The following is a 25395-nucleotide window of genomic DNA, read 5'->3' on the forward strand; positions in this document are numbered from 1 at the left end:
GCACCGGAGCGCACGGTAGAGGCGTCCAGAACCCCGACCTCCCGGAGCAGACCATGAAATCGGACGAGCTCGCCGACCACCTCTTCACCGCCGTCCTCGGCACGTTCGACGTGCTCGCCGTGCACATCGGCTCCACCTTCGGCCTCTACGACCTGCTCGCCGCGCAGCCGCGCACCTCCGCCGAGGCCGCCGCGGCGGCGGGCATGGCCGAGCGGTACTGCCGGGAATGGCTGGAGCAGCAGACCGTCGCCGGGCTCGTCGAGGTCGACGACCCCGCACTGCCCGCGCACGAACGCCGCTACACGCTGCCCGCCGAGCACGTCCCGGTGCTCTGCGACCGCGACAGCCTGAGTTACTTCACCCCGTTCGCCAGGATCGTCGCTGCCGCGGCCGTGCAGCTGCCCGCGCTGCTAGAGGCCTACCGGACCGGCGGTGGCGTCGGCTGGCACGAGTATGGGGCGATCATGCGGACCGGCCAGGCCGATGCCAACCGGCCGCTCTACCTGCACGTACTCGGCTCCGAGTGGCTGCCCGCTCTACCGGAGACGCACACCGCGCTCACCGCGGGCGGCCGGGTCGCCGATATCGGCTGCGGCGACGGCTGGTCCTCGATCGGCATCGCGCTCGCCTACCCCGACGCCGAGGTGGACGGCTTCGACCTCGACCCCGCCTCGATCGAGGCCGCCCGCGCCAATGCCGCCGCCCACGGCATCGGCGACCGGGTGCGGTTCCACCACACCGACGTCGCCGAACTCGCAACCCCCGACCGATACGACCTGGTCACCGCCTTCGAATGCGTCCACGACATGCCCGACCCGGTCGGCGTCCTGCGCGCCGCCCGCACCCTCGCGAAGCCCGACGGCACCGTCCTCGTCATGGACGAGCGCGTCCCGGAGACCTTCTCCGGGCCCGGCGACTCCGTCGAGCAGCTCATGTACGGCATGTCCCTGCTCATCTGCCTGCCCGACGGCATGTCGCACCCCGGCTCCGTCGGCACCGGCACCGTCATGCGCCCGGACACTCTGCGCCGCTACGCCCGCGAGGCAGGCTTCGCGCAGGTCGATGTACTCGATATCGAGCACGACCTCTTCCGCCTCTACCGGCTGCTACCGTCGGAGGGGTGAGTGACACCGGGGGAACACAGGTCACCGTCGTACCGGAAAAAGTGCGCGAGGTCGGCCAATACGTCTACGACCTCGCCGAAACCCTGCGCGGCGCCCTGCAATCCGCCGCCCGCGACGTCGACCGCCTCACCACCGAGAGCTGGACCGGCGACGCCGCCACCGAATTCGGCACCGGCTGGACCGACGTCCGCGAGGGCGGCACCGCGATCATCGACGCGCTCGCCGTCCTCGCGGAGAAGCTCGGGGTCAGCGCCGCCAATTACGAGAAACAGGAGTCGGATTCCACGACCCTGCTGAACATGTAATGGGCTCCCAGTTCTCGGTCGACCTCGAAGAGCTCGACAACATCGTCACCCGCGTCTCCGCGCTCGCCACCTTCATCGCCGACAACCTCGACGAGGTCGACGACCGGATCGCCACCCTGACCGGCACCGGCTGGGAAGGCGTCGCGGCCGCCGCCTATTCCGACGCACACCGCCAGTGGTCCGCCGGCGCCAGGGAATTCGTCACCGGTCTCCGCGATATGAGCGATGCCGCGCGCACCATGCACACCCGCTACACCCGGGCCAACGACCTGAATCGGCGGATGGTCAACGGCGGATGAGTCAGACCGTCGACTGGCAGGTGTACTACGACGCCGCGCAGAAGTGCCACGACCTGGCCGGTGAGATTCGTAAAGCGGATGCCCCGCTGCACGCGGTCCTGAAGAACGACTGCGCCGGAATGGCCGGCGACGCGCCCGGCTGCAGGGAGTGGGCAGGCGCCTACGACGGCGTCGCCAACGACACCCTCCAGACCTGCACCAATACCGCCGACGCGCTGACCAACCTCGGCTACGTCTTGTTCGCCTTCGGCTACAACCACGGCATCGCGAACCGCAGCAACCCGGCACCACCGCGCCCCAGCGTCGAGCAGGTCGACATCTACCGGGTCTCGCTACCGACGGCCGTCGGCGACAACGGTCTCGGAACCAGCCGCGACGACAACGACAGCGAAGGAATCTTCGACCTCTTCGCGGACAAGATCGTGGAAGCATTCGGCAAACTGCCCAACGGCAGCATCCCCGAATTGGCGAAGGCGTCCACGGGCTGGCAGACATTCGCCGGACACGCGACCCTCGGCGGGGCTGCCGCGCAGGTAGCCGCGATCCGGGCCATGTTCGACACCATCGCCGACCCGAATCTCGGGCCGGTCCTGGACGGCCTCGACACGCTCAGGACCTCGACCGAACAGCTCGCATCAGCTTCGCTGATGATCTCCGAACAGGTCACCGCGTATCACAAGGCGACCGAGACGGTGCGCAACCAGATCTCTTCCGACGTACAGGTCGCGGCTGTCGCCCTGACCGCGACGGTGGTCGCGGCCGCAGCCACCGCATTCTTCACCTTCGGTGCCAGCGCCGTCGCCGGTGCCGGCGGTGCGACGGCACTCGTCGTCAACACGGTGAACACGATCCGCACCGTCTATCAATCGAGCAACCTGATCAAGATTGTCGGCCTCGGCGCGGCAACGGCGACGGCCCTGGTCACGGTGAACGCGTTCAAGGACATCCCCAGCTTGACCGAGGTCGGCACCGGCTTGGCCGCGATCATCGGTATGCGGGTATTTCTCGATGACGACGGGGATATCAACCCCGGCAGCCCGAGCGGCGCCTTCACGAGCGCCTCGATGACAACCAAGGTCGGGAAGATCGCCAGCCACTATGGCGTTCCACCGGCTCAGGTCCGCGATGCGATCCACGAGGTGAAGCGGTACGGCGACTGGCGCGGCGACGGTGGGAACAAGAACCCGGATGTGGTGGTCGATCTCGAGTCCGGCGAGGTGTATGTGAAGATGCCGAACGGCCAGCCGTCGGAAGACAGTATCGGCAATATCCGCGACTACCTGGAAGATTGAGATGCCCAAGTCTTCGGCCATCGTCGAGTACGACGATCGTTGGATCATCAATCCGCTGCGGAACCGCACATTCACCGGGATCGATGTCGACGCGGCCGCGGTCGTGTTCCGCTTCGATTCCGGATTCGTGCTGCGTACGTCGGTCGAGGCGGAACTGTCGGCACGATCTATCGCCGATGGCGCCGTCGATCGGCATCCCCTCGACTTCTGGAGCCGGGAAGATACCGCACGCAACCTGTCATCCACAGTCGTCTCCCCGGTCTTCTTCAAGAAGGGCAGTCTCCGTCTCGGCTTCGCGAACGGATGGAACCTCTTCGTCTCGCCGACGAAACCGGAGGTTCCCGCGGAGCTCTGGCTCGAAGAGCAGTTGGTCTGGAGCCGCGCCGGTCTTCTCGACAACGTGCCGTTCCCGGTCGTGCAGATCGACCGATGGACCGGACAGGAGATCACCGCGCCCCCGTGGCCGGAGCGCCCGGCTGAGCTCGATCTGAGCAGCTCGGACGACATCAACGGGTAATGGACGCGAAGTCAGAGAACTCTCTGCTGCATGCGATCTCGGACGACTGGACTCCGCTCGGCGAATTCGACGTCGCTCTGTCCACGCTGGAGCCGGAGCACTACAGCCGCGCTTTCGTACTCGACGCAATTCGGCATATTGGTGACCGAGGGTGGATTCGATTCGGCTCCTTCACCGGCAATGGGTGGGAACCGTGGGACATCCCGGTCGAGCGCGCCGTCGCCCGGATTGCCGACGGCTACGAAGGGCGCGTCGGGTATCTGCGCATGGACCCGATCGAGGTAGGCCGGAGCGAGATCCTCAGGGCGGAGATCACCGAGGCCGGACTGGAGCGGCTCCGGCAGCTCAGGGATCCGTACGACCTCTACGGCGACCCGTGGGCGGACGACCCGCTCTCACGCGCCGACCCATGAGCGCCGCCTAACCCCCCACGACCTCTCCCCGCAACGCCTCCCCCAACCCCGGACTCAACGAAAAGGCGAACGCGACCAGCGAATCGACGAGCAGCTCGATCAGCTCCTCGCGCGAAACCGCGTCCGTGCGCAACCAGGTCAACGTCGTCTCCTCGACGAACGCGATCCACCCGCGCATCCCGAGCAGCAACCGCGGCCGCTCCGCTTCGCCGATGTGCACCGGCGCCTCGGCCAGGATGATCCCGATGATGGCGTCGCGCGTCTGGTCGACCAGCGGCGCGAGTTCCGGGCTCATGCTGGTGGGCCCGCGGAGGAGCGCGGCGTACGAGGTGCGGTTCTCGCTGACGTAGTCGATGTAGCGCTCGATGGAGTCGCGCAGTTTGGCGTAGATGCCGAGCCCGGGGTCGGGGGTGACGCGCTCCAGGAGCTCGGCGTTGGCGTGGTGGACGATCGCCAGGTGGAAGTCCTGCTTGGTCGGGAAGTAGTGGAAGAGCAGGCCGCGGGAGATGCCTGCCTGTTCGGCGATCTCGCTGACCGAGATGTCCTCGATGGCGCGCTGGCCGAGCATGCGGGCGCCGAGGGTGACGAGTTGCAGGCGCCGCTCGTCCGGGCTCAATCGGACACGTTTCGTGCTCTCCCCTTGGCTTCTGCTCTTCACCGGGCTCATCCTACTGACCGATGCTCAATACTGTTGACTGCTGCTCAATAAACTCGTACTCTCGGTTACATGAGTCGCAAGGTTACAGACAAGGGTGTCGAGCGGCGGCACGTGCGCACCATCGTCGTCGGCAGCGGATTCGCCGGGCTGGGGCTCGCGATCAAGCTGAAGCAGCAGCATCGCGACGACTACCTGGTGCTGGAGCGGGGCAGCGAGGTCGGCGGCACCTGGCGGGACAACACCTACCCGGGCGCCGCCTGCGACGTCCCGTCGCACCTGTACTCGTACTCCTTCGCGCTCAACCCGGACTGGACGCGCTCGTTCTCCAAGCAGGGCGAGATCCAGCAGTACATCCGCGGCGTCGCCGAGAAGTACGGCGTGCTGGACAAGCACGTCTTCGACTGCGATGTCACCTCGGTGCGCTGGAACGCCGAGACCGCCCGCTGGGATATCGAGTCGAGCAAGGGCTCCTTCACCGCCGACACCGTGGTCTCCGCGGTCGGCGCGCTCTGCGAGCCCGCGCTCCCGGACATCAAGGGCATCAACGACTTCGAGGGCGAGATCTTCCACTCCGCCCGCTGGAACCACGACGCCGACCTGACCGGCAAGCGGGTCGCGATCATCGGCACCGGCGCCTCGGCCATCCAGATCGTGCCGACGATCGCCCCGAAGGTCGCGCACCTGGACGTCTACCAGCGCACCGCGCCCTGGCTGCTGCCGCGCTTCGACCGGCCGTACACCACGCTGGAGAAGCTGGCCTTCAAGCACATCCCCGGCGCGCAGCGGCTCTCCAGGGCGGGCATCTACGCCGCGCGGGAGACCCAGGTGGTGGGGCTGGCGAAGTTCCCCGCGCTGATGAACATCTTCGAGTTGATCGCCCGCGCCAAGTTGCGCCGCGAGATCTCCGACCCGGCGCTGCGCGCGAAGGTCACCCCGAACTTCCGGATCGGCTGCAAGCGCATGCTGATCTCGAACGACTACTACCCGGCGCTGGACCGCGACAACGTCGACGTGATCACCGACGGCATCGCCGAGATCCGGGCGAACTCCATCGTCACCAGGGACGGCACCGAGCGCGAGATCGACGCGCTGATCGTGGCGACCGGCTTCCACGTGACGGATTCACCGACCTACAACGCCATCGTCGGCCCGGACGGCCGGACCCTCTCCGAGGTCTTCGACCAGCAGGGGCAGCAGGCCTACAAGGGCGCCGCGATCGCCGGCTTCCCGAACCTGTTCTTCCTGGTCGGCCCGAACGTCGGGCTCGGCCACACCTCGATGGTCTACATGATCGAGTCGCAGATCAACTACGTCTCCGACGCGATCGGCGCGGTCGCGCGGCAGGGGCTGCGCACGGTCGAGGTGCGCCGCGAGGCGCAGGAGAGCTACAACGCCGAGCTGCAGCAGAAGCTCGCGGGCACGGTCTGGAACACCGGCGGCTGCGCCAGCTGGTACCTGGACAAACACGGCAACAACACCACGCTGTGGCCGGATTTCACCTTCCGCTTCCGCAGCCAGACCAAGAAGTTCGACGTCGAGGCCTACTCCACAACGCGGGCCGCGGCAGATCAGAAAGCAGTGGTACCGCAGTGAGCAGCAAAGACGCGTACTTCACCGGCAAGGTCTGTGTGATCACCGGCGCCGGTTCCGGCATCGGCCGGGCGCTGGCCGAGAACCTGGCGCGGCGCGGGGCCAAGCTCGCGCTCTCCGACATCGACACCGAGGGGCTGGCCGAGACGGTCCGGCTCTGCGAGGCGCTGGGCGCGCAGGTCAAGTCGGACCGGCTCGACGTCTCCGAGCGCGAGGCCGTGCTGCTCTACGCCGACGCGGTGAAGGCGCACTTCGGCGTGGTGCACCAGATCTACAACAACGCGGGCATCGCCTACCACGGCGACGTGCTGCACTCGGGGTTCAAGGACATCGAGCGGATCATGGACGTCGACTTCTGGGGCGTGGTGAACGGCACCAAGGCGTTCCTGCCGCTGCTCCTGGAGTCCGGCGACGGCCACGTCGTCAACGTCTCCAGCCTGTTCGGGCTGATCGCGGTGCCCAGCCAGAGCGCCTACAACTCGGCCAAGTTCGCGGTGCGCGGCTTCACCGAGTCGCTGCGCCAGGAGATGCTGCTCGGCAAGCACCCGGTGCAGGTGACCTGCGTGCACCCGGGCGGCATCAAGACCGCGGTGGCCCGCAACGCCACCTACGCGGAGAACGTCGACGGCACGGACGCGGCCTCGCTCTTCGACAAGAAGCTCGCCATGCACACCCCGGAGATGGCCGCCGAGACCATCACCGATGGCGTGCGCAGGGGCCATGGCCGGGTGCTGATCGGCTGGGAGGCCAAGCTGCTCGACCTCTTCGTGCGCATCACCGCCTCCGGTTACCAGCGGATCTCCGCGCGAGCGCAGCGCGGCGTCCTGCGGTGAGCGACGTGCGGGAACTGAACCTGCCGCTCCCGGTGGCGCGGGCCCTGCTCACCCCGCTCTACTGGGCGTCGCTGCACGCCAGGCTGCCGTTCCCGGTGCAGCGCAAGCTGCTCGACATCTCGTCGCACGCGCAGCTGCTGCCCGCGGGCACGGTGGTCCGCAGGATCCGGCTGGCCGGGCGGCCCGCCGAGCGGCTCACCGTCACCGCCACCCCGACCGACACCGAGGCGGGGGCGATCCTCTACCTGCACGGCGGCGGCTACGTGGTCGGCTCGCTGGCCACGCACCGCTCGCTCGGCGCCCGGCTCGCCCGCGCCGCGGAGTGCCCGGTGTACGCGCTGGACTACCGGCTGGCCCCGGAGCACCCGCTGCCCGCCGGGCTCGACGACGCCGAGGCCGCCTTCCTCGAGCTGGTCGCCAAGCACGGCTACCGCCCGGAGCGGATCGCCATCTCGGGCGACTCCGCGGGCGGCGGGCTCGCGCTCGCGCTGGCCCAGCGGCTGATCGCGAAGCACGGGATCACCCCGGGCGCGCTCGGGCTGATCGCGCCATGGACCGACCCGAACGAGGTCCCGGAGCGCAACCGCGACCTGGTGATCAGCAAGCCCTGGTCGCGGCTCTGCGCGGCCGCCTACCTCGGCGCCGCCGACGGCACCGACTTCGGCTACGCCCCGCTCACCGGCGTGCTGCACGCGCTGCCGCCCACCTACATCCAGGTGGACGAGAGCGAACTGCTGCACCCGCAGTGCGTCGCGCTGGCCGAGGCGCTGCGCGGGGCAGGTGTGCACGTGCGGTTCACCGAGACCCGCGGGCTCTGGCACGTGGCGCAGCTGCAGGCCGGGCTGGTCGGCCCCGCCGCCGCCGTACTGTCCGAAATGGCCGAGTTCCTGAGTGACGCACTACACCCGGCCGACCTGCGGGAACTAGGATAGCTCCAGCGGTTCCAGCAGACCGGGTGGCTTGCTGCTCGCTCGGCGCCGAAGCGGTGGCCGAGCTCACCTGCCCGCCCGGGGTGTCGTAGATTACTGGCGAGTAAACCCACGTGGAAGGGCACAGATGCGAGAGTTCGAAGTCCCGGCTTCCTACCGAATTCCGGACGACGCGAACAATTCCGACAACGTTTTCCGGCACGCCGAGCGGACGCCCGACGTGGTGGTCTTCAACGTCCCGAACGGCACCAACACCTGGCGTGACGTGACGGCGGCGGAGTTCGCGAAGACGGTCACCGGGGTGGCGAAGGGGCTGATCGCCTCCGGCGTCGAACTCGGCGACCGGGTCGCGATCATGGCCGCGACCCGCTACGAGTGGGCCGTGCTGGACTTCGCCATCTGGGCCGCCGGCGGCGTCACCGTCGCGATCTACGACAGCTCGGCCGCCGAGCAGGCCACCTGGATCCTGCAGGACTCGGCCACCAAGCTGCTGGTGATCGAGAACGCCAAGCACCGCGCGGTGATCGACGAGATCGCCGACGGCGCGCTGCCCGACCTGCGCGAGACGCTGGAGATCGACGGCGGCGCGATCGAGACGCTGACCGGCCGCGGCGCCGAGCTCGACGACGACGCGGTGCACGAGCGGCGCAAGCAGGTGAACGCGGCCTCGCCCGCCACCCTGATCTACACCTCGGGCACCACCGGGCGGCCCAAGGGCGTCATGCTCACGCACGCCAATCTCTACGCCGAGTCGCAGTCCGACCGGATCGCGCTCGGCAAGTACGTGACCGAGGGCAAGAAGACCCTCATGTTCCTGCCGCTGGCGCACGTCTTCGCCCGCGCGGTCGCGCTCGCCGCCTTCGACGCGAAGGTGGTCGTCGCGCACAGCGCGGACTGGACCACTCTGGTCGAGCAGTTCGGCGCGTACCAGCCGCACTTCATCCTCTCGGTGCCGCGGGTGTTCGAGAAGGTCTTCAACAGCGCGAAGCAGAAGGCGCACGACGGCGGCAAGGGCAAGATCTTCGACGCCGCCGCGGCGACCGCCATCGAGTGGTCCGAGGCGCAGGAGAAGGGCGGCGCCGGCCTGGTGCTCAAAGCCAAGCACGCGGTCTTCGACAAGCTGGTCTACAGCAAGCTGCGGGCCGCGCTCGGCGGGCGCTGCGAGGCCGCGGTCTCCGGCGGCGGGCCGCTCGGCGCGCGGCTCGGGCACTTCTTCCGCGGCGTCGGCGTCACCATCTACGAGGGCTACGGCCTCACCGAGTCGACCGCGGCGGTCACCGTGAACACCCCCGAGCACATTCGGGTCGGCTCGGTCGGGCGGCCGATCGAGGGCCACGCGGCCAAGATCGGCGAGGACGGCGAGCTGCTGCTCAAGGGCTCGGTCATCTTCGGCGGGTACTGGGGCAACTCCGAGGCCACCGAGGACGCCTTCGTCGACGGCTGGTTCAAGACCGGTGACCTCGGCGCCATCGACGGCGACGGCTTCGTCACCATCACCGGCCGGAAGAAGGAGATCATCGTCACCGCCGGTGGCAAGAACGTCTCCCCCGCCGTGCTGGAGGACGCGCTGCGCGCGCACCCGCTGATCAGCCAGGTCATGGTGGTCGGCGACGGCAAGCCGTTCATCGCCGCGCTGGTCACGCTGGACCTGGAGGCGCTGCCCGGCTGGGCCGAGCGGAACGGGCTGCCCGCCGATACGTCGGTGGCCAAGCTCGCCGAGAACCCCGACCTGGTCGCCGAGATCGACGCGGCGATCGCGGAGAGCAACAAGAAGGTCTCCAAGGCCGAGCAGATCAAGAAGATCAAGGTGCTCGACGTGGACTGGACCCAGGAGGGCGGGCAGCTCACGCCGAAGATGTCGCTCAAGCGGGCCGTTGTCATGAAGGAGTTCGCCACCGAGGTGGAGAAGATCTACTCCTGACGATTCTGTGAACAGCGCCGTCGCCGGAACTTTCCGGCGGCGGCGCTTTCCGTTGGCTGCGTACAGTCGGGACATGATTGTGCGGGCCGCCGCCGGTGTCGCCGCCGGCATCGTGACACTGGGAACCGCTGAGCTGCTCACCGGTGTGCTGAACCCGAAGGGCTCTCCGCTGCTCGTGCTCGGGGACGCGGTGGTCGAGCACGCGCCGAGCGGGCCGCGCGAGTGGGCCATCGAGACGTTCGGGACCGCCGACAAGGGGGTGCTGGTCGTCGCCATGCTGGTGGTGGCGGTGCTCGTTTCGGCGGCCGCCGGGGTGCTCGGGCGGGCCGGGGCCGTTGTCCTTGCGGTGCTCGGGATCGGGGTGGCCGGGCTCGCTGTCGCGGCGGCGGGGGTTTACGCGGCGGTGCCGACGGTGATCGGGGTCGCCGCCGGGGTCTTGCTGTTGCTGTGGGCAGTCGACGGATTGCGGCCGGACGGCCTCGCGGCCGAAAGCGGTCCCGAGGGTGGCGAACCGGTGGGCGAAGCGGCGGGCGGGGCGGATCGGCGACGGGTGCTGCGCGGGCTCATGCTGGCGACGGGGGCGGGAATCGCCGCGGGGCTGGCGGGGCGCGCGCTGGCCGCGTTCCGGACGGATGTGTCCGGTGAGCGCGCGGGCGTCACGCTGCCACCGCCGCGGGAACCCCTCCCGGACACGCCGTTCGGCGCCGACCTGCGCACCCCGGGAATCACCCCGTACCTCACCCCGAATGCCGACTTCTACCGCATCGACACCGCGATCACCGTCCCGCAGGTATCGATCGAGGACTGGTCGCTGCGCATCCACGGCATGGTCGAGCGCGAGATCACCCTGCGCTGGGACGATCTCGCGAGCCGCCCCGCGGTCGAGCGGCTGACCACGCTCGCCTGCGTCTCCAACCCGGTCGGCGGCGACCTGATCGGCAACGCGCGCTGGCTCGGCTACCGGCTGGACACGCTGCTCGCCGAGGCGGCGCCGCTGCCCGGCGCCGACATGGTGCTCTCCCACAGCGCCGACGGGTGGACCGCGGGGAGCCCGCTCGGCGCGCTCACCGACGGGCGGGACGCGCTGCTCGCCATCGGCATGAACGGGGAGCCGCTCCCGGTGGCGCACGGGTATCCGGCGCGGCTGGTGGTGCCCGGGCTGTACGGGTACGTCTCCGCCACCAAGTGGGTCACCGAACTGGAGGTGACGCGGTTCGATCGGGCCACCGCCTACTGGACCAAGCTCGGCTGGGCCGCCGAGGGGCCGATCAAGACCGGGACCAGGATCGATACCCCCGCGGCGAGTGCCAGGGTGAAGCCGGGGCGGATTTCGGTCGCCGGGGTGGCGTGGGCGCAGCATCGCGGGATCGCCGCGGTCGAGGTCCAGGTGGACGACGGGCCGTGGGAGCAGGCGCGGCTCGCGACCGATGTTTCGATCGACACGTGGCGGCAGTGGGTCTACGAGTGGAACGCCACGCCCGGCCCGCACACGCTGCGGGCTCGGGCGACCGACGGGGCCGGGGTCGTGCAGACGGCCGAGGTAGCGGCGGCTGTTCCCGACGGGGCCAGCGGATATCCGGCGGTTTTCGTCCGGGTCGGTTGAGAAGGAAGTTCTTTCACGGGGCTCCGCCCCGCACCCCGGCAGCCGCTGCCGCGCAGGATCTGCCCGGCGGCGATGGGACGTGGCGGCGAAGCGGTGCGGCAGCACCGCCGCGCTCGCCCGGCCTGCGGCGAGCGTTCGCGATACCGTCGCGCGGCGGTGCGAGCCGGGGGTCTAGGCGGCGGAGCCCGCCGGTTCCGTTTCCTTGGGCGCGATGCCCGCACCGCTCGCACTGCGATCGTGCCGGACGAAGAGGGCGGAGGCGACGACACCGATGAGCAGCACCGCGGCGGGGAGCAGGATGGACTCGGCGAGCGCGGTACTGAACTTGTCCCGCACGAACTCCGGGACCGGCCCGCCCATACCCTCGGCAGCGGGCCCGCCACCGAGCCCGGCCGCCGCGATCCGCGCGCTGATCAGCGCGGAGATAGCGGCGCTGCCGAGCACCGAGCCGACCTGGCGGGTGGTGTTGTAGATCCCGGCGCCCGCGCCTGCCTGCTGCACCGGCAGGTTGTGCGTCGCGGTCGAGGCGAGCGGCGCCCAGATGCAGGCATTGGCGAGGCCGGCGACCACCCCGGCGACCATGAACCAGACGAGTGAGCTGTCCGGCGTCATCACCACGGCGAACGAGAACACCGCCGCCGCGAAGAGCGTGAAGCCGATGGTCGGCACCACCCGCGGATGCAGCCGGTCGGAGAACTTGCCGATCACCGGGGCCAGGAAGCCGGTCGCGATCGCCATCGGCGCGAAGACCAGCGCCGAGCGGGTCGGGGTGAGCTCGCGCACCGCCTGCAGGTAGAAGTAGGCGGGCACCATGAGCGAGGTCACCGCCGCGCCCATGGCCGCGATCGCCAGGTTCGAGAAGGCGAAGTTGCGATCCTTGAACAGGCTCAGCGGCACCAGCGGCTCGCCGGTATTGCGCGCCTGGTTCCAGATGAAGAAGGCGAGCACGATGAGCCCGCCGCCGATCATGGCCCAGATCAGCCCGTCCCAATCGCGGGTGTTGCCCTCCTGGATCCCGAAGACCAGCAGGAACATGCCGACCGCGCTGAGCACGACGCCGGGGATGTCGAACCGGTGCCGGTTCGTCGGCAGCGACGGCACCAGCCAGAAGGCCAGCGCGAAGGCGATGATGCCGACCGGCACGTTGACGAAGAAGATCCACTCCCAGCCGAGGCTGTCCACCAGCACCCCGCCCAGGATCGGGCCGACCAGGGTGGCCAGCCCGGCCACGCCGCCCCACAGCCCCATGGCCGCGCCGCGCTTGTCCGGCGCGAAGGTGCGGGTGATCACGGACATGGTCTGCGGCGTCATCAGCGCCGCGCCGATGCCCTGCGCGGCGCGCGCGGCGATCAGCATGCCGATGGTGCCGGAGAGGCCGCACCAGAGCGAGGCGGCGGTGAAGACCGTGAGGCCGACCAGGTACAGGTTCTTGGGGCCGAAGCGGTCGCCGAGGCGGCCGGTGATGAGCAGCGGCACCGCGTAGGTGAGCAGGTAGGCGCTGGTCACCCAGATCACCGAGGAGATCTCGGCGTTCAGCTCCTCCATGATGGCCGGGTTGGCGACCGCGACGATCGTCATGTCCAGCAGGATCATGAAGAAGCCCACCACCATGGCAAGCAGCGCATGCCACGGATTGCGGGTTTCGGACATCAGGAGCTCCTCGTTCGGGGCGTCGCCCCCGGCTCGGCCGGGAGCGGTGGTGGGTCCGCGCGGGCCGCGGTGGCCCAGGCGTCGATGGGAACCGCGATCCGGCGGCCGGTGCCTGGATCGAAGCGATCCCAGGCCAGGGTTCCGTCGTCGAGATCGCCGAGCAGGGCGTCCACCCAGCCGATCTCGGCCTCCCGCATGGTGCGCAGGTAGGTGAGCACCATCCAGTAGCGGCGCGGGAGGGCATGGTCGCCCGCCCAGACGCCCAGTGCGCGAATCTCGTCGAGATCGCCGCCGAGCTGCGCGCGGCGCTGTGCCAGCAGTTCCCGCACCTGCTCCTTCGGCAGGTTGTGGGCCTCGGCCAGCGCGAGCGGGAATTCGGGGTATTCGGCGGCGGGGGTGCGCAGCAGTTCGGCGACTCGGTCGCGCAGTGCCGCGCGGCCGGCGGCGGTGATCCGGTAGGTGGTGCGCTCCGGGCGACGGCCGTCGCGGTCGACGCCATCGGCGCGGATCAATTCGCAGCCGGTGAGCCGGGCGACGGTGTGGTAGAGCGAGCCGGGGCGGACCTTGACCAGGCGGTCCATTCCCCGCTCGAGCAGGGTCTGGTGCATGTCGTAGGGGTGCCGGGGGCGTTCGTCGAGCAGCGCGAGGACCGCGACGGCCAGTGGCGTCACCGTGCTGCGCGCTCCCATGGGTGATCCTTCCGTTCCGAATACTCCAGACGGAATATACGCCTGGGCAACGACAGGAAGCGATCGGTTAATTCCGGGTCAGAGCGCGTGCGCGTCCAGCCAGCTCCTGGCCAGATCGGCCGGGGACTCCCCGGCCTCGGCGCGCTGCACCAGCGCGACCAGGTCGTCGGTGGTGAGTTCGCCCGCCACCTGGTTGAGGCGCTCGCGGCCGCGGTCGTCGATGATGCCGTCGCGGAAGATGGGGACGACGTTCTCCGCGGGGACGGTTGCATCGGCGATGACGGTCGATCCGGCGGTGCTGTCGGCGGGGACCGGGCCGGCCAGGATGCCGGACTGGATGCGGCCCTCCAGGAGGGCAGCGCGCAGAGCGGCCGGGTCGGCGAAGCGTTCGGTGGTGGCAAAGGTGCAGTTCGGGAGGGTTTCCGGCGGGGCAGGGTCGAGGAGGCCGGGGGCGGGGGCGAGTCCGCCGGTGCGGCCCGCACAGGCCGCGGTGACGGACTCGGCCTCGGTGCGGTCTCCGAGGCGCGCGGCCTCGGTGCTGACCAGGAGCCGGGGGCGCAGGTCGGTGCCGTCGGCGGGGTCGGAGATGACGAGGCCCTGAGGGAGGGAGCGGGCCAGCGCGGCCGCCGCGGTTTTCGCCGGGTCGGCGGATGTTCCGGGCGCGTCCGGGGCAGGTGCCTCGGCACCGGGAGCACCGCCCCCGAGCGCGCCTCCGTCAGGCACCGGCACGCTTCCATCGGGCGCAGGCGCGCCTCCACCGGGCGTGGGCGCACCGCCATCGAGCGGGGGCGCACCGCCATCGGGCGACGCAATTGTGCTGAGCGCGGTGGCGTCGAAGAAGCGGGTGAGGGCGCCGGTGTGGTCGGCGAGCAGGTCGATCGCGCCGGAGTCGAGCGCGGCCAGCCGGGCTCCGCGGTCCCCGGGGGCGGGAACGACCTCCGCCGGTATTCCCCCGCGGGAGAGCGCACCCGCATAGATCTCGGCGAGCACCGCCGACTCCGCGGTGTCCCCCGCACCGACCGTCACCACGGACTCCCCCACCCCGTCACCACAGGAAACGACGGCGGCGAACGCGAGAAGCACCGGGATCAGCGCCGTCCTGCGCACCCACGCGGGCAACTCCATTCGGCGACACCAACTCTCTCCAGCCGACGCGAACACCGCCGAGCGGGCAGTATGGACTATCGGCGAATGTACCGGGGCAGCCCGGCACCGCCGCCGCCCCGTACCCGGACGCAAAGGACCCCCGTGGCACGCACGCTCCCGACTTCCGCTCACCGGATGCTCACCGCCGCGCTCGCCGTCGCGGTGGCCGCGACGCTCGCGGCCTGCGGCGGCAACTCCGACCCGCTCTCCGGCGGCGGCAGCTGCGAGGGTGACGCCATCACCGTCGGCTCCGCGAACTTCCCGGAGTCCGAGACGGTCGCCGAGATCTACGCGGAGGCGCTGCGGGTCAACGGCTTCGAGGTGGACACCAAGCTCGGCATCGGCAGCCGCGAGGCCTACATCCCCGCCCTGCGCGACTGCTCGATCTCCGTGGCGCCCGAGTACGTCGGCAACCTGCTGCAGTACTTACAGCCCGACGCCACCGCCACCACCCCGGCCGACGTGGAAGCCGCACTGGCAGGCGCGCTCGGCGACCAGCTCGCGCTCGGCCAGCCGGCCCCGGCCCAGGATTCGGACGCCGTCGTGGTCACCAAGGCCACCGCCGACCGCTGGAACCTGCGCTCGATCGGCGACCTGGCATCGCACTCGGCCGAGATCACCTTCGGCGCGCCCGCCGAGTTCGCCGAGCGCCCCGGCGGGCTGCCCGGCCTCGCGAAGAACTACGACGTGCAGATCGCCGCGGACAAGTTCGTCCCGATCGCCGACGGCGGCGGCCCGGCCACCGTCCGCGCGCTGGTGGACGGCCAGGTGACGGCGGCCAATATCTTCACCACCTCTCCCGCCATCACGCAGAACAACCTGGTGGTGCTGGCAGACCCCAAGCAGAACTTCCCCGCGCAGAACGTGGTGCCGCTGCTGAACGCGGCCAAGAAGACGGATGCCCTGGTCGCCGCGCTGGACGCGGTCTCGGCGAAGCTCACCACCCAGGAGCTGATCGAGCTGAACACCGCCGTCTCCGGCGACGCCAAGACCGAGCCGAAGGCCGCCGCCGCGGCGTGGCTCGCCGAGCAGGGGCTGAACAAGAAGGCGGGCGGTTGATCCGACCGTGTCCGACATCGAATTCAGCGACGTCAGCAAGACCTACCCGGACGGAACGCACGCGGTCGCGCAGCTGAACCTGGCGATCGAGTCCGGCTCGTTCACGGTGTTCGTCGGGCCGTCCGGCTGCGGCAAGACCACCTCCATGCGGATGATCAACCGGATGATCAGCCCCACCTCGGGCACCATCACGGTGGGCGGCGCCGATATCGCCGGCGTCGACCCGGTGAAACTGCGCCGCGGCATCGGCTATGTGATCCAGGGCGGCGGGCTGCTGCCGCACCGCACCGTCGTCGACAATGTGGCGACCGTGCCGGTGCTGCAGGGCACCTCGCGCAAGCAGGCGCGCGCGGCGGCGCTCGAGGTGCTGGACCGGGTCGGGCTCGATCGGCAGCTCGCGCAGCGCTATCCGGCGCAGCTCTCCGGCGGCCAGCAGCAGCGGGTCGGGGTGGCGCGCGCGCTCGCCGCCGACCCGCCGGTGCTGCTCATGGACGAGCCGTTCAGCGCCGTCGACCCGGTGGTCCGCGCCGAACTGCAGGCCGAGATGCGCCGCCTGCAGGGCGAACTGAAGAAGACCATCGTCTTCGTCACGCACGACATCGACGAGGCCATCACGCTCGGCGACAAGGTGGCGGTGTTCGGCCGCGGCGGCGTGCTGCAGCAGTACGACGCGCCGCGCACCGTGCTCGCCCAACCCGCCACCGATTTCGTGGCAGGCTTCGTCGGGCGCGACCGCGGCTACCGCGGGCTCTCCTTCCGCAGCGCCGAGCGGGTGCCGCTGCGCGACATCGCCACCGCCACCGAGGCCGAGGCGGCGAAGCTGGCGCCCGGCCCCGGCGAGTGGGTGCTGATCACCGACAGGGCCGGGGCGCCGGTCGGCTGGCTGGACGCGGGCGGCGCCGCCGGGCTGCACGCCGGGCGCGACCTGGCCGACAGCATGGCGGCGGGCGGCTCGCTCTTCGCGGTCGGCGGCGACCTGCGGCAGGCGCTGGACGCGGCCATCTCGTCGCCCTCCGGCGTCGGCGTCGCGGTGGACGATTCCGGCGCGGTGCGCGGCGGGATCAGCGCCGACGACGTGCTCGCCCTGCTGGCCGAGCAGCGCGCGGCCGAGGATTCCGCGCGCGCGGGAGCGTGAGCGCATGCGCTACCTCCTCGAGAACGCGACCGAGATCTGGGGCTACACCAGGGAGCACCTCTACCTCGCGCTGATTCCGCTGCTGGTGGGGCTGGTGATCGCGGTGCCGGTCGGCACGCTGGTGCGCCGGGTGCCGTGGCTGCGGCGGGTGACCGTCACCCTCTCCGGGCTGGTGTACACGGTGCCGTCGCTTGCGCTGTTCGTGATCATCCCGCCGATCGTCGGGATCGCGACCATCGACCCGCTGAACGTCATCATCGCGCTCACCCTCTACTCCACCGCGCTGCTGGTGATCGCGGTCCCCGCCGCACTGGACTCGGTCCCCGCCGCGGTACTCGACTCCGCCGACGCCGTCGGCTTCGGTCCGCTGCGCCGCACGCTCACCGTCGACCTGCCGCTGGCGCTCCCGGTCTTCGTCTCCACGCTGCGGGTGGTGGTGGTCACCAATATCGCGATGGTGTCGGTGGGTGCGCTGGTCGGCGTCGGCGGGCTCGGCAAGCTCTTCACCCAGGGGTACCAGCGCGACTACCCGGACGAGATCATCGCAGGCATCGTCGTCACGCTGGTGCTCGCGCTGATCTTCGACCGGGTGGTCTACCTGCTCGGGCGGCTCGCGACGCCCTGGGTCACCAAGGGGGCATCGTGAATCTCTTCCTGGACGCCTGGCAGTACTTCACCGACCCCGACAACTGGGGTGGACCAGCCGGAATCGACCAGCGGCTGCTGCAACACCTCTGGTACAGCGCGCTCGCGATCGGGCTCTCCGCGGTGATCGCGGTGCCGCTCGGGCTCGCGGTCGGGCACTACCGGCGCGGGGCCGCGGCGCTGGTCGGCTTCGCCAACGCCATGCGCGCGCTGCCCACCCTCGGCCTGCTCACCTTCCTGGTGCTGCTCATGGGCCTCGGGCTGATCCCGCCGCTGCTCGCCCTGATCACCGTCGGCATCCCCCCGCTGCTCGCCGGGGCGTACGCGGGAATCGCCAACGTCTCCCCCGAGGTGGTCGACGCCTCCCGCGCCATGGGCATGACCGAGTGGCAGGTGCTCTTCCGGGTCGAGGTACCGAACGCGCTCCCGGTCCTGCTCACCGGGTTACGCGGGGCGACGTTGCAGGTAGTCGCCACCGCCACCATCGCCGCTTACGTCAACCTCGGCGGGCTGGGCCGCTACATCTTCGACGGGATCGGGTTGCACCGCTACGACCGCGTCCTCGTCGGCGCCATCCTGGTCGCCCTGCTGGCGATGATCCTGGACGGGCTGCTGGCGCTGGCGGTCTGGGCCGGGGCGCCGGGGACGGGGCGGCTCCGCCGCCGTGCTTGATCCGGCCCGGTCCGGATCCGCCGCGTGACAGCGGTGTCGGTCGCTCAGTCGGCGGTGCCGGGCTCGACGACCCACTCGGCTCGCACCGTACTCACCGAGGAGATCATGTCGAAGTCGCCGTCGTAGTGCAGAACCGTGGCACGGTGCCGCTCGGCCGCTGCCGCGATAAGGACATCGGCCAACGACAGTGCTCGGTGAAAACCGGCGTCGAGCGCCAGAGCCTGAATCTCGAGCGCGCGCTCGAATTCCTCGTCATTGCAGGGCAGGTAATCGAATCCGCGGAGCAGGGTACGCAGACGCAGCGCCTCGGACTTGCCCCGCGCCGAGAAGAGCACCTCGTACTCGGTCGGTGCGCACACCGCGAGGAGCCCCGCGTGGTCCAGCGCATCGAGTCGCTTCCGCACCGCAGGCGTACTGCGGCGGGCCAGCGCCGACTTGTCGATCAGGTAGCGCCCCTTCACGCCACCGAGGCTCCGTCGCCGCGATCGAGGGAGCCGTCCGGCTTCCGCGGTCCGGTCTGTGCCCGGATCTCCGCGAACACGTCCTCGAACTCACCCTCGTCCATGGCATCGAAAAGCTCCCGACGCAACCGCAGCTTCACCCCCTCCTCCATCGCCGCCCGCACGGCCGCCGCCTTGGTCGTCACCCCGTACACCCGCATTGCCTGCTCGACGATCTCGTCGTCGAGATCGATGACAGTCCTGGCCATCGGTCCTCCCTAAGCCACTCACCTGCGATATCGATTCGGACCATAAAATGATATCGCATGGGGTCTGGTCTCGTTCCCTCGCGGTTCGAGCCGAGCACCGGGAATAGGGCGGCTCTGCCGTCAGCGGAACACCGCGGTGTCGTAGACAACCCGAACACCCCACCACGGGCACCTCTCGGCCCTCGTCCCGACGGCATGGGCGGCGATGACCCCCGATTCGACCGGCGCCGGATGCGGTCCGCCCGGGCACGCGACCCGCACGATGGTCGCGCCCCTGGCGACTACCGCGCCGCACAGCGACGCCGGTATCCACGGGCCGTGCTCGCACCCCATGTGTTCGTTCCGCATCGAACCCCCTTCGTTCTCGGACGGCGCCCACTTTCGCACTCCGGTGCGGCGTCGAACTGACAGTTCTGTGGGAGTCCTCCGGTCGGCCGGGGTAGCACCGTGGTCAGGGGTCGTACCCTGGGGAAAAGGGAGCGGATCATTCCGAAGGGGGCCCGTCGTGTCGGACAGCACTGTCGGCAAACGCATTGCGGCGCAACGTAAGATCGCCCGGTTCACGCAGGCGAAGCTGGGCCGTGTCGCCGGTTACAGCACCAGCATGGTGAGCAAGGTCGAGCAGGGGCGGGAGGCGCCGTCGGACGGTTTCGTCGCGGCGGTCGCGCGGGCGCTCGACACCGCTCCGGAGCGGCTCACCGGCGGTCCGCCGTGGACGGTGATCGAGGAAGACGGACCGCTGGAGGGGATCGGCGAGCTGCGCGCGATCCTCGCCGAGGGCCAGTACGTCACCGCGACCGAACCGCCCCCGCTGGCGCACCTCGCCGCCGGGATGGACGCCATCGACCTGGCCTACCGCAACGATCAGGGCCGGGTCGCGATGGCGCAGCTACCAGCCGTACTGCGAGCGCTCTACGGCGCCCTGCACGCCGCCCCCGCCGATCACCGGGCGCCGGTTTACACGCTGCTCGCCGCCGCCTACTACACCGCCCAGCGGCTGCTCCGCCGGTTCGGGTTCCTGTCGCTGGTCCCGACCGCTCTGGACCGGCTGGACTGGTCATCGGCCGACGCTGACGACCCGCTGTACGCGGCCCTGGCCAAGGTCGAACGGGCCCGCATCCTCATGTATCACGACGGCGGCGAACTCGGGATGCGGCTGGTCGAGCAGTCGCTGGACCTGATCGAGGGTGCCACCCCGGGGGCGAACGCGGTTCGCGGGTTCGCACACCTGAGCGGTTCCGTCGTCGCCGCGCGCGGTCTGCGTCCCGGTATCGCCGCCGAGCACATCGCGCACGCGCGGGAGCTGGCTCCGCTCATGCACGGTGAGTCCGACCTGTACGGCACGCTTTTCGGCCCGGCGAATGTCGGCATCCACGCATGCGCGGTGGCGCTGGAGTCCGGCGAACCGGATCGCGCGGCGCGGGAGGGTGCCGCGCTGGTACTCCCACCCGGGCTCGCGCCGCCGCGGGCGGGCCACCACTGGCAGGACGTAGCGCGGGCGAACCTGCTGGCCGGGCGGCCGGGCGACGCGCTCATCGCGCTGCGGCGAGCAAGGGAGGTGGCGCCGCAGCAGACTCGGCTGCACCCCTCCGTGCGCGAGACCTATCTCGGCATCGTGGCGGCGGAGCGGCGCCGCAGCGAGAGCACCGGCGCCTTCGGCGCCTGGCTGCGAATCACGCCGTGAACGCGGAACTCCCGCCCGAGGCAGATACCTCGAACGGGAGTTCCGGTACAGCGAAAGATCAGGCGACGCCCTCGGCGCGGGCGGCGGCGGCGACCGCTTCGGCGACGGCGGGGGCGACCCGCGGGTCGAGCGGGCTCGGCACGATCTTGTCCGGCCCGAGCTCGTCGGCGACGACGCCGAGGATGGCGTTGGCGGCGGCGAGCTTCATGCCCTCGGTGATCCGGCGGGCACCCGCGTCGAGCGCGCCCTTGAAGACGCCGGGGAAGGCGAGGACGTTGTTGATCTGGTTCGGGAAGTCGCTGCGGCCGGTGGCCACGATCGCGGCGTACTTGCGCGCCACCTCGGGGTGGATCTCCGGGTCCGGGTTGGACATGGCGAAGACGATGGACTCCGGCGCCATCGAGGCGATGAGCTCCTCGGCGATCAGCCCGGCGGAGAGCCCGAGGAAGACGTCGGCACCGGCCAGCGCCTCGGCGGCGCCGCCGTTCAGCCCGCGCGGGTTGGTGCGGCCCGCCAGTTCGGACTTGACCGCGTTCAGGTCGCCGCGCTCCCGGCTCACGATGCCCTTGGAGTCGAGCACGGTGACGTCCGCGACGCCGGCCAGGAGCAGGATGTTGGTGCACGCGACGCCCGCCGCGCCCGCACCGGAGACGACAACCTTGAGGTCGGCGATGTCCCGGCCCTGCACCCGCGCGGCGCCGTTCAGCGCGGCGAGCACGACGATGGCGGTGCCGTGCTGGTCGTCGTGCATGACGGGGCAGTCGAGCGCCTCGATCACGCGCTGCTCGATCTCGAAGCAGCGCGGGGCGGAGATGTCCTCCAGGTTCACCGCGCCGAAGCTGGGGCGCAGCCGGATCAGGGTCTCGACGATCTCGTCGACGTCCTTGGTGTCCAGCACGATCGGGATGGAGTTCAGGTCGGCGAACTTCTTGAACAGCGCGGCCTTGCCCTCCATGACGGGCAGCGAGGCGCGCGGGCCGATGTCGCCGAGGCCGAGCACCGCGGTGCCGTCGCTGACCACGACCACCAGCCGGTCGGTCCAGGTGTAGCGCTTGGCGAGCGCCTCGTCCTGCGCGATCGCGCGGCTCACCTGGGCGACGCCGGGGGTGTAGGCGATCGACAGGTCCCGCTGGGTCTCCAGCGGGGACGAGAGCTCGACGGAGAGCTTGCCGCCGAGGTGGCCCGCGAAGATTTCGTCGTGGGTGATCGCAGAAAGGCTGGCCGCGTCGTCGGCGCTGCGGTCCGCGGTGGCGTTCGGTGCGTCAGTCACAGGTGACACGATTTCACTCCTGCTTGGGGCGTGGCTAGACCGGGAAACGGTTACCGCCGGGTATTCGGTATGAGGTGTCTCACGAGGCTCATCGGTGCCGCTACCGGCCCTTTTCGGACTGGTTGTGATTTTCGTCACGCAGCAACGGATACCGGCGAGTACCGGGCGGGCGGAACGAGAGCGCGGAGCCGGACGGGGTCATCCGGACCTGAGATCGATACTGATCCACGTGGTGCGACGGTACGTCGCGCGACGGAGCCAGCGGGAACTCCGAACCCGGCGGTGGCACAGGAGCGGAATCCGACCCATTGTGCCAGCCGGTCTCTCGCGGCGCCAATCCGGTACGCCCGTTGCAACCTCATCGTCCGAGCGTAGGCCCTCGGAATTACCCGCAGGTGAGCAAAGGCTTGCCGTTCTCCCCCGCACCGCGGTGAGGGATCACGCGGTGCGCGGCGGTGCCGCTGTGAGGCTCGCGGGCAGCGGGTCGCGGCGCAGCCAGACGGCGTCCAGCCCGCCGACCCGGATGCGGGCGAGCCCGCTCGGCTCGGCCGCGGGGTGATCGGTGCGGCGGTGCAGCCCCCTGCTCTCGGTGCGGGCCAGCGCGGCGTGCGCGCTCCAGCGCGCGGCGGCGAGCAGCGCGACGGCCTGGCGCGAGCGCAGCGCGCCCGCCCCGCTGCCGCCGAGCTCGAAGCGGGCGGCGGGCCAGAGGCCGTCCAGTTCGGCGACGGTGTCGCGCAACGTGCCCGCGCTGCGCCAGTAGCTGCGGCGCGGCGGGACGGTGTGCTCGCGCACCGAGCCGACCACGGCGCGCGGGTCGAATCGGCACACCGAGCGCAGCCCGGCGGGCACCGCCCCCGCCCCCTGCGGCACCCGCACCCGCACCGGCCCGCCGACCCCGGCGAACACCGCGGCCCCCGAACCGGCCCACACCCCGGAGGCGATGGCCCACGCCCCGCCGTGCCCGCCACCGGCCCCGACCACTCCCTCGCGCGAGGTGACATCGCCCGCGGCGAAGAGCCCGGGCACGGTGGTCGCGCCGTCCCCGGCGGTCACCAGCCCGCCCGACCCGAGCACGGTCCCGTGCAGCACCGGCCGCAGCGGCACCCGCCCCTGCTGGTCGAGCACCCGGTACCGCAGCACCTGCCTGCGCGCGGCGGCGGAGAGCGCTGCGGTCCCCGCGAAGACACCGCGGCCGCGGGCCAGCGCCTCGAAGAGCTCGGCCCCGGCGAGCGGGGCGCCGGTGCGGTCGTGCAGCGCGGCGCCGTGCAGCGGGGAGCCCGCGCCGAGCCCGAAGGGCGCGCCGCCCATGGCCGGGATCAGGGCGTAGGCGCCGGCGAACTCCATGCCGGAGAGCTCGGCCCCCACCTCGGCCCCGAAGAGCAGCCCGTCACCGGTGTCCACCTCGGTGCCCGGCGCGCCGGAGCCGAAGGCGCAGCCGCCGGTGGCGAGCACGACGGCCCGCGCGCTCGCCGTCCAGGTCCGGCCGCCGCCGCGCAGCCCGGTGGCCGCGCAGACCACGCCGTCGGCGTCGGTCAGCAACCGCAGCGCGGGGTGGTTGTCCCGGATCACGACGCCGACGGCGAGCGCGTAGCGGCGCAGCGCCCGCAGGTACATGACCCCGCTGACCCGCACCCGGGCGGGCAGCGGGCCGCCCGGCCCGGCCGGATCGTCCTCACCCGCGACGACGGTCGGCACCGGTGTGGCCCGCAACCCGCGGTGCGCGAGCCGGGTGAGTCGCCGATAGCTCTCGTCCAGGACGGCGTGGATCAGCCCCGCATCGCCGAGACCCGCGCCGTGCGCCAACGCGGCCGCCACCGCGTCGGCCCGACCCGACGGCGGCACCGCCCAGAGCGCGGTGCTCCCGGCCGCCATCGGACCGGAGGCACCACAGCGGCCCTTGTCGGCGAGCACCACGCGGGCCCCGGCCCTGGCCGCCGCGATCGCGGACCAGAGGCCGGCCGGTCCCCCGCCCAGGACGAGCACATCGGTCTCGAAGGCCTCCACGGAACCAATGTTCGGGCACAGTTCACCGGCCCGCAACCATTGAGACCACCACCGAAAGGTGTGTCGTGTTCCAACCGTTACCCAGGTTACGGAAAGGGCTGGAAACCTATCCCCACCACTGCGTCCACAGCAACCATCCGGCTGCCGCGAACACCACCAGCGCGGCCCCGAAGGCGGCGAACCCCCGCTTCCGATCGGCGAACACCTGGGCCACCACGACCACCACCGCGAGCCCCAGGTGCCAGGCCAGCGACTCCCCGCCGGGCCCGGGAAACCCGCGCCGCCCGGCCAGCACCGCGGCGCCGAGCACCACCAGCGCCAGGATCACCACCCCGGCCGCGACCGCGCCGCTCACGCCGCGCAGCAGCCTCACGGCGCGATCACCTCGGCACCGGTCGCCGCCGCCACCAGCTTCTCGAACTGCGCGGGCTCGGTGGTGCAGGCCCCGAGCGCGATGGTCTTGTTCGCGCCGTGGTAATCCGAGGAACCCGTGCACAGCAGCCCGAGCTCGGCGGCGAGTTCGCGCAGCAGCGCGCGGTCGGCGGCGGGGTGGTCGGGGTGGTCGACCTCGAGCCCGCCCAGTCCGAGCGCGGCCAGGTCGCGGATGTCGGAAAGGGCGAGCAGCCTGCCCCTGGCCCGTGCCCTGGCATGCGCGATCACGCTGACTCCACCCGCGCCCGCGATCATCTCGACCGCACGGTGCAGCGGGGTGTCGGCCTTCTCCTCGTAGTAGGGGCCGTCCGGCGCGAGCAGGTGCCGGAAGGCGGCGTCCACCGTCGGCACTACGCCCGCCTCGACCAGCGCGCGGGCCAGGTGCGGCCGCCCGGCCGCCGGACCGGCCGCCGCGAGCACCGCATCCGGGTCGACCGGAAGCCCGTCGGCCGCCATCCGCTCGGCCATGGCGCGCAGCCGCTCGACCCGCTCGCCGCGCAACCGCTCGCGCTCGGCGGCGAAGGCGGGGTCGGCGGGGTCGAAGAGGTAGGCCAGCAAGTGCGTGGCGACCGGGTAGCCGTCCTCCCCCAGCCCGACGCACGACATCTCCATGCCACGGACGAGGGTCAATCCGGGTGGCCGCGCGTCCACCGCCTCGGCCCAGCCCGAGGTGGTGTCGTGGTCGGTGATGGCGACGACGTCCAATCCGGCGGCAGCGGCATTGCGCACCAGTTCGGCCGGGGAGTCGGTGCCGTCGGAGGCCGTGGAGTGGGTGTGGAGGTCGATGCGCACGGCGCCCAGTCTTCCAGCGCCGGC

At 71.0% G+C, this 25395-nt stretch carries 26 protein-coding genes; 16 read left to right on the forward strand and 10 right to left on the reverse strand.

Annotated features, from left to right (window positions below; genetic code table 11):
* The first annotated feature begins 53 nt into the window (after nt 1–53).
* From ACFUJ1_RS23355 to ACFUJ1_RS23380, 6 genes are read left to right on the forward strand one after another with little or no spacing between them, the layout of a single operon-like run.
* Nucleotides 54–1124, forward strand: coding sequence for a class I SAM-dependent methyltransferase (locus tag ACFUJ1_RS23355; RefSeq protein ID WP_378648774.1), 1071 nt, complete (start codon nt 54–56; stop codon nt 1122–1124).
* Nucleotides 1121–1429: a WXG100 family type VII secretion target gene (locus ACFUJ1_RS23360; protein ID WP_378648776.1), complete on the forward strand. Its 309-nt coding sequence runs from the start codon at nt 1121–1123 to the stop codon at nt 1427–1429. Before ACFUJ1_RS23355 ends, ACFUJ1_RS23360 begins: the two co-directional genes overlap by 4 nt.
* Complete coding sequence (locus ACFUJ1_RS23365; RefSeq protein ID WP_233020239.1) at nt 1429–1728, forward strand: WXG100 family type VII secretion target; 300 nt, start codon at nt 1429–1431, stop codon at nt 1726–1728. Before ACFUJ1_RS23360 ends, ACFUJ1_RS23365 begins: the two co-directional genes overlap by 1 nt.
* A complete protein-coding gene (locus tag ACFUJ1_RS23370) occupies nt 1725–3020 on the forward strand; it encodes a hypothetical protein (protein ID WP_378648779.1) in 1296 nt (431 codons plus the stop codon). Before ACFUJ1_RS23365 ends, ACFUJ1_RS23370 begins: the two co-directional genes overlap by 4 nt.
* A gap of 1 nt (nt 3021) precedes the next feature.
* Nucleotides 3022–3537, forward strand: coding sequence for a hypothetical protein (locus ACFUJ1_RS23375; protein WP_378648781.1), 516 nt, complete (start codon nt 3022–3024; stop codon nt 3535–3537).
* Complete coding sequence (locus tag ACFUJ1_RS23380; RefSeq protein ID WP_378648783.1) at nt 3537–3950, forward strand: hypothetical protein; 414 nt, start codon at nt 3537–3539, stop codon at nt 3948–3950. The genes ACFUJ1_RS23375 and ACFUJ1_RS23380 overlap by 1 nt, the downstream gene beginning before the upstream one ends.
* 7 nt (nt 3951–3957) lie before the next feature.
* Here the strand turns inward: ACFUJ1_RS23380 and ACFUJ1_RS23385 are convergent, their stop codons facing one another.
* A complete protein-coding gene (locus ACFUJ1_RS23385; protein WP_378648785.1) occupies nt 3958–4617 on the reverse strand; it encodes a TetR/AcrR family transcriptional regulator in 660 nt (219 codons plus the stop codon).
* Between the two features lie 60 nt (nt 4618–4677).
* Between ACFUJ1_RS23385 and ACFUJ1_RS23390 the strand changes: the two genes are divergently transcribed.
* The 5 genes from ACFUJ1_RS23390 (at nt 4678) to ACFUJ1_RS23410 (ending at nt 11484) form a co-directional block, all read left to right on the forward strand.
* Nucleotides 4678–6201: a flavin-containing monooxygenase gene (locus tag ACFUJ1_RS23390; RefSeq protein ID WP_378648787.1), complete on the forward strand. Its 1524-nt coding sequence runs from the start codon at nt 4678–4680 to the stop codon at nt 6199–6201.
* A complete protein-coding gene (locus tag ACFUJ1_RS23395; protein WP_378648790.1) occupies nt 6198–7031 on the forward strand; it encodes an SDR family NAD(P)-dependent oxidoreductase in 834 nt (277 codons plus the stop codon). Before ACFUJ1_RS23390 ends, ACFUJ1_RS23395 begins: the two co-directional genes overlap by 4 nt.
* Before the next feature lie 5 nt (nt 7032–7036).
* Nucleotides 7037–7963, forward strand: coding sequence for an alpha/beta hydrolase (locus tag ACFUJ1_RS23400; protein ID WP_378648791.1), 927 nt, complete (start codon nt 7037–7039; stop codon nt 7961–7963).
* 124 nt (nt 7964–8087) lie between these two features.
* On the forward strand, nt 8088–9881 hold the full coding sequence (locus ACFUJ1_RS23405; RefSeq protein WP_378648793.1) for an AMP-dependent synthetase/ligase: 1794 nt from the start codon (nt 8088–8090) through the stop codon (nt 9879–9881).
* Nucleotides 9882–9954: 73 nt separating this feature from the next.
* On the forward strand, nt 9955–11484 hold the full coding sequence (locus ACFUJ1_RS23410; RefSeq protein WP_378648795.1) for a molybdopterin-dependent oxidoreductase: 1530 nt from the start codon (nt 9955–9957) through the stop codon (nt 11482–11484).
* A gap of 171 nt (nt 11485–11655) precedes the next feature.
* On the opposite strand, the gene ACFUJ1_RS23415 is transcribed toward ACFUJ1_RS23410, so the two are convergent.
* The 3 genes from ACFUJ1_RS23415 to ACFUJ1_RS23425 all read right to left on the reverse strand — a co-directional run bounded on the left by ACFUJ1_RS23415 (nt 11656) and on the right by ACFUJ1_RS23425 (nt 14948).
* Nucleotides 11656–13134 (reverse strand): DHA2 family efflux MFS transporter permease subunit, encoded by a 1479-nt coding sequence (locus tag ACFUJ1_RS23415; protein ID WP_378648798.1) that lies wholly within the window; start codon nt 13132–13134, stop codon nt 11656–11658.
* Entirely contained in the window at nt 13134–13823 is a 690-nt protein-coding gene (locus ACFUJ1_RS23420; RefSeq protein WP_378648799.1) for a PadR family transcriptional regulator, read from the reverse strand. Before ACFUJ1_RS23420 ends, ACFUJ1_RS23415 begins: the two co-directional genes overlap by 1 nt.
* 78 nt (nt 13824–13901) lie before the next feature.
* Nucleotides 13902–14948, reverse strand: a complete 1047-nt coding sequence (locus ACFUJ1_RS23425) for a transporter (RefSeq protein ID WP_378648800.1) — start codon at nt 14946–14948, stop codon at nt 13902–13904.
* Nucleotides 14949–15104: 156 nt separating this feature from the next.
* Here ACFUJ1_RS23425 and ACFUJ1_RS23430 point away from each other — a divergent pair, with 156 nt between their 5' ends.
* The 4 genes from ACFUJ1_RS23430 to ACFUJ1_RS23445 are packed head-to-tail and all read left to right on the forward strand — an operon-like array spanning nt 15105 to nt 18480.
* A complete protein-coding gene (locus ACFUJ1_RS23430) occupies nt 15105–16028 on the forward strand; it encodes an ABC transporter substrate-binding protein (protein ID WP_378648941.1) in 924 nt (307 codons plus the stop codon).
* Between the two features lie 7 nt (nt 16029–16035).
* Nucleotides 16036–17163, forward strand: a complete 1128-nt coding sequence (locus ACFUJ1_RS23435; protein ID WP_378648801.1) for an ABC transporter ATP-binding protein — start codon at nt 16036–16038, stop codon at nt 17161–17163.
* Nucleotides 17164–17167: 4 nt separating this feature from the next.
* On the forward strand, nt 17168–17809 hold the full coding sequence (locus ACFUJ1_RS23440) for an ABC transporter permease (RefSeq protein WP_233020260.1): 642 nt from the start codon (nt 17168–17170) through the stop codon (nt 17807–17809).
* Nucleotides 17806–18480, forward strand: a complete 675-nt coding sequence (locus ACFUJ1_RS23445) for an ABC transporter permease (protein ID WP_378614591.1) — start codon at nt 17806–17808, stop codon at nt 18478–18480. Before ACFUJ1_RS23440 ends, ACFUJ1_RS23445 begins: the two co-directional genes overlap by 4 nt.
* A 44-nt stretch (nt 18481–18524) precedes the next feature.
* Here the strand turns inward: ACFUJ1_RS23445 and ACFUJ1_RS23450 are convergent, their stop codons facing one another.
* Nucleotides 18525–18941, reverse strand: a complete 417-nt coding sequence (locus ACFUJ1_RS23450) for a PIN domain nuclease (RefSeq protein WP_378648802.1) — start codon at nt 18939–18941, stop codon at nt 18525–18527.
* On the reverse strand, nt 18938–19189 hold the full coding sequence (locus tag ACFUJ1_RS23455) for a type II toxin-antitoxin system VapB family antitoxin (protein ID WP_378648803.1): 252 nt from the start codon (nt 19187–19189) through the stop codon (nt 18938–18940). Before ACFUJ1_RS23455 ends, ACFUJ1_RS23450 begins: the two co-directional genes overlap by 4 nt.
* A gap of 505 nt (nt 19190–19694) precedes the next feature.
* On the opposite strand from ACFUJ1_RS23455, the gene ACFUJ1_RS23460 reads away from it, so the two are divergent.
* Complete coding sequence (locus ACFUJ1_RS23460) at nt 19695–20873, forward strand: helix-turn-helix domain-containing protein (protein ID WP_378648804.1); 1179 nt, start codon at nt 19695–19697, stop codon at nt 20871–20873.
* Nucleotides 20874–20931: 58 nt separating this feature from the next.
* Here ACFUJ1_RS23460 and ACFUJ1_RS23465 read toward each other — a convergent pair whose 3' ends face one another.
* The 4 genes from ACFUJ1_RS23465 to ACFUJ1_RS23480 form a co-directional block, all read right to left on the reverse strand.
* The gene (locus tag ACFUJ1_RS23465) at nt 20932–22143 is read right to left on the reverse strand and encodes an NADP-dependent malic enzyme (protein ID WP_378614595.1); all 1212 of its coding nucleotides are present in this window, start codon (nt 22141–22143) and stop codon (nt 20932–20934) included.
* A 438-nt stretch (nt 22144–22581) separates the two neighbouring features.
* A complete protein-coding gene (locus tag ACFUJ1_RS23470) occupies nt 22582–24147 on the reverse strand; it encodes an FAD-dependent oxidoreductase (RefSeq protein WP_378648805.1) in 1566 nt (521 codons plus the stop codon).
* Nucleotides 24148–24253: 106 nt separating this feature from the next.
* Entirely contained in the window at nt 24254–24520 is a 267-nt protein-coding gene (locus tag ACFUJ1_RS23475) for a hypothetical protein (RefSeq protein ID WP_378648806.1), read from the reverse strand.
* On the reverse strand, nt 24517–25371 hold the full coding sequence (locus ACFUJ1_RS23480) for a PHP domain-containing protein (protein WP_378648807.1): 855 nt from the start codon (nt 25369–25371) through the stop codon (nt 24517–24519). The genes ACFUJ1_RS23475 and ACFUJ1_RS23480 overlap by 4 nt, the downstream gene beginning before the upstream one ends.
* Nucleotides 25372–25395 lie beyond the last annotated feature (24 nt).

The organism is Nocardia sp. NPDC057227, from assembly GCF_042669725.1.
Taxonomy (GTDB): Bacteria; Actinomycetota; Actinomycetes; order Mycobacteriales; family Mycobacteriaceae; genus Nocardia; species Nocardia asteroides_A.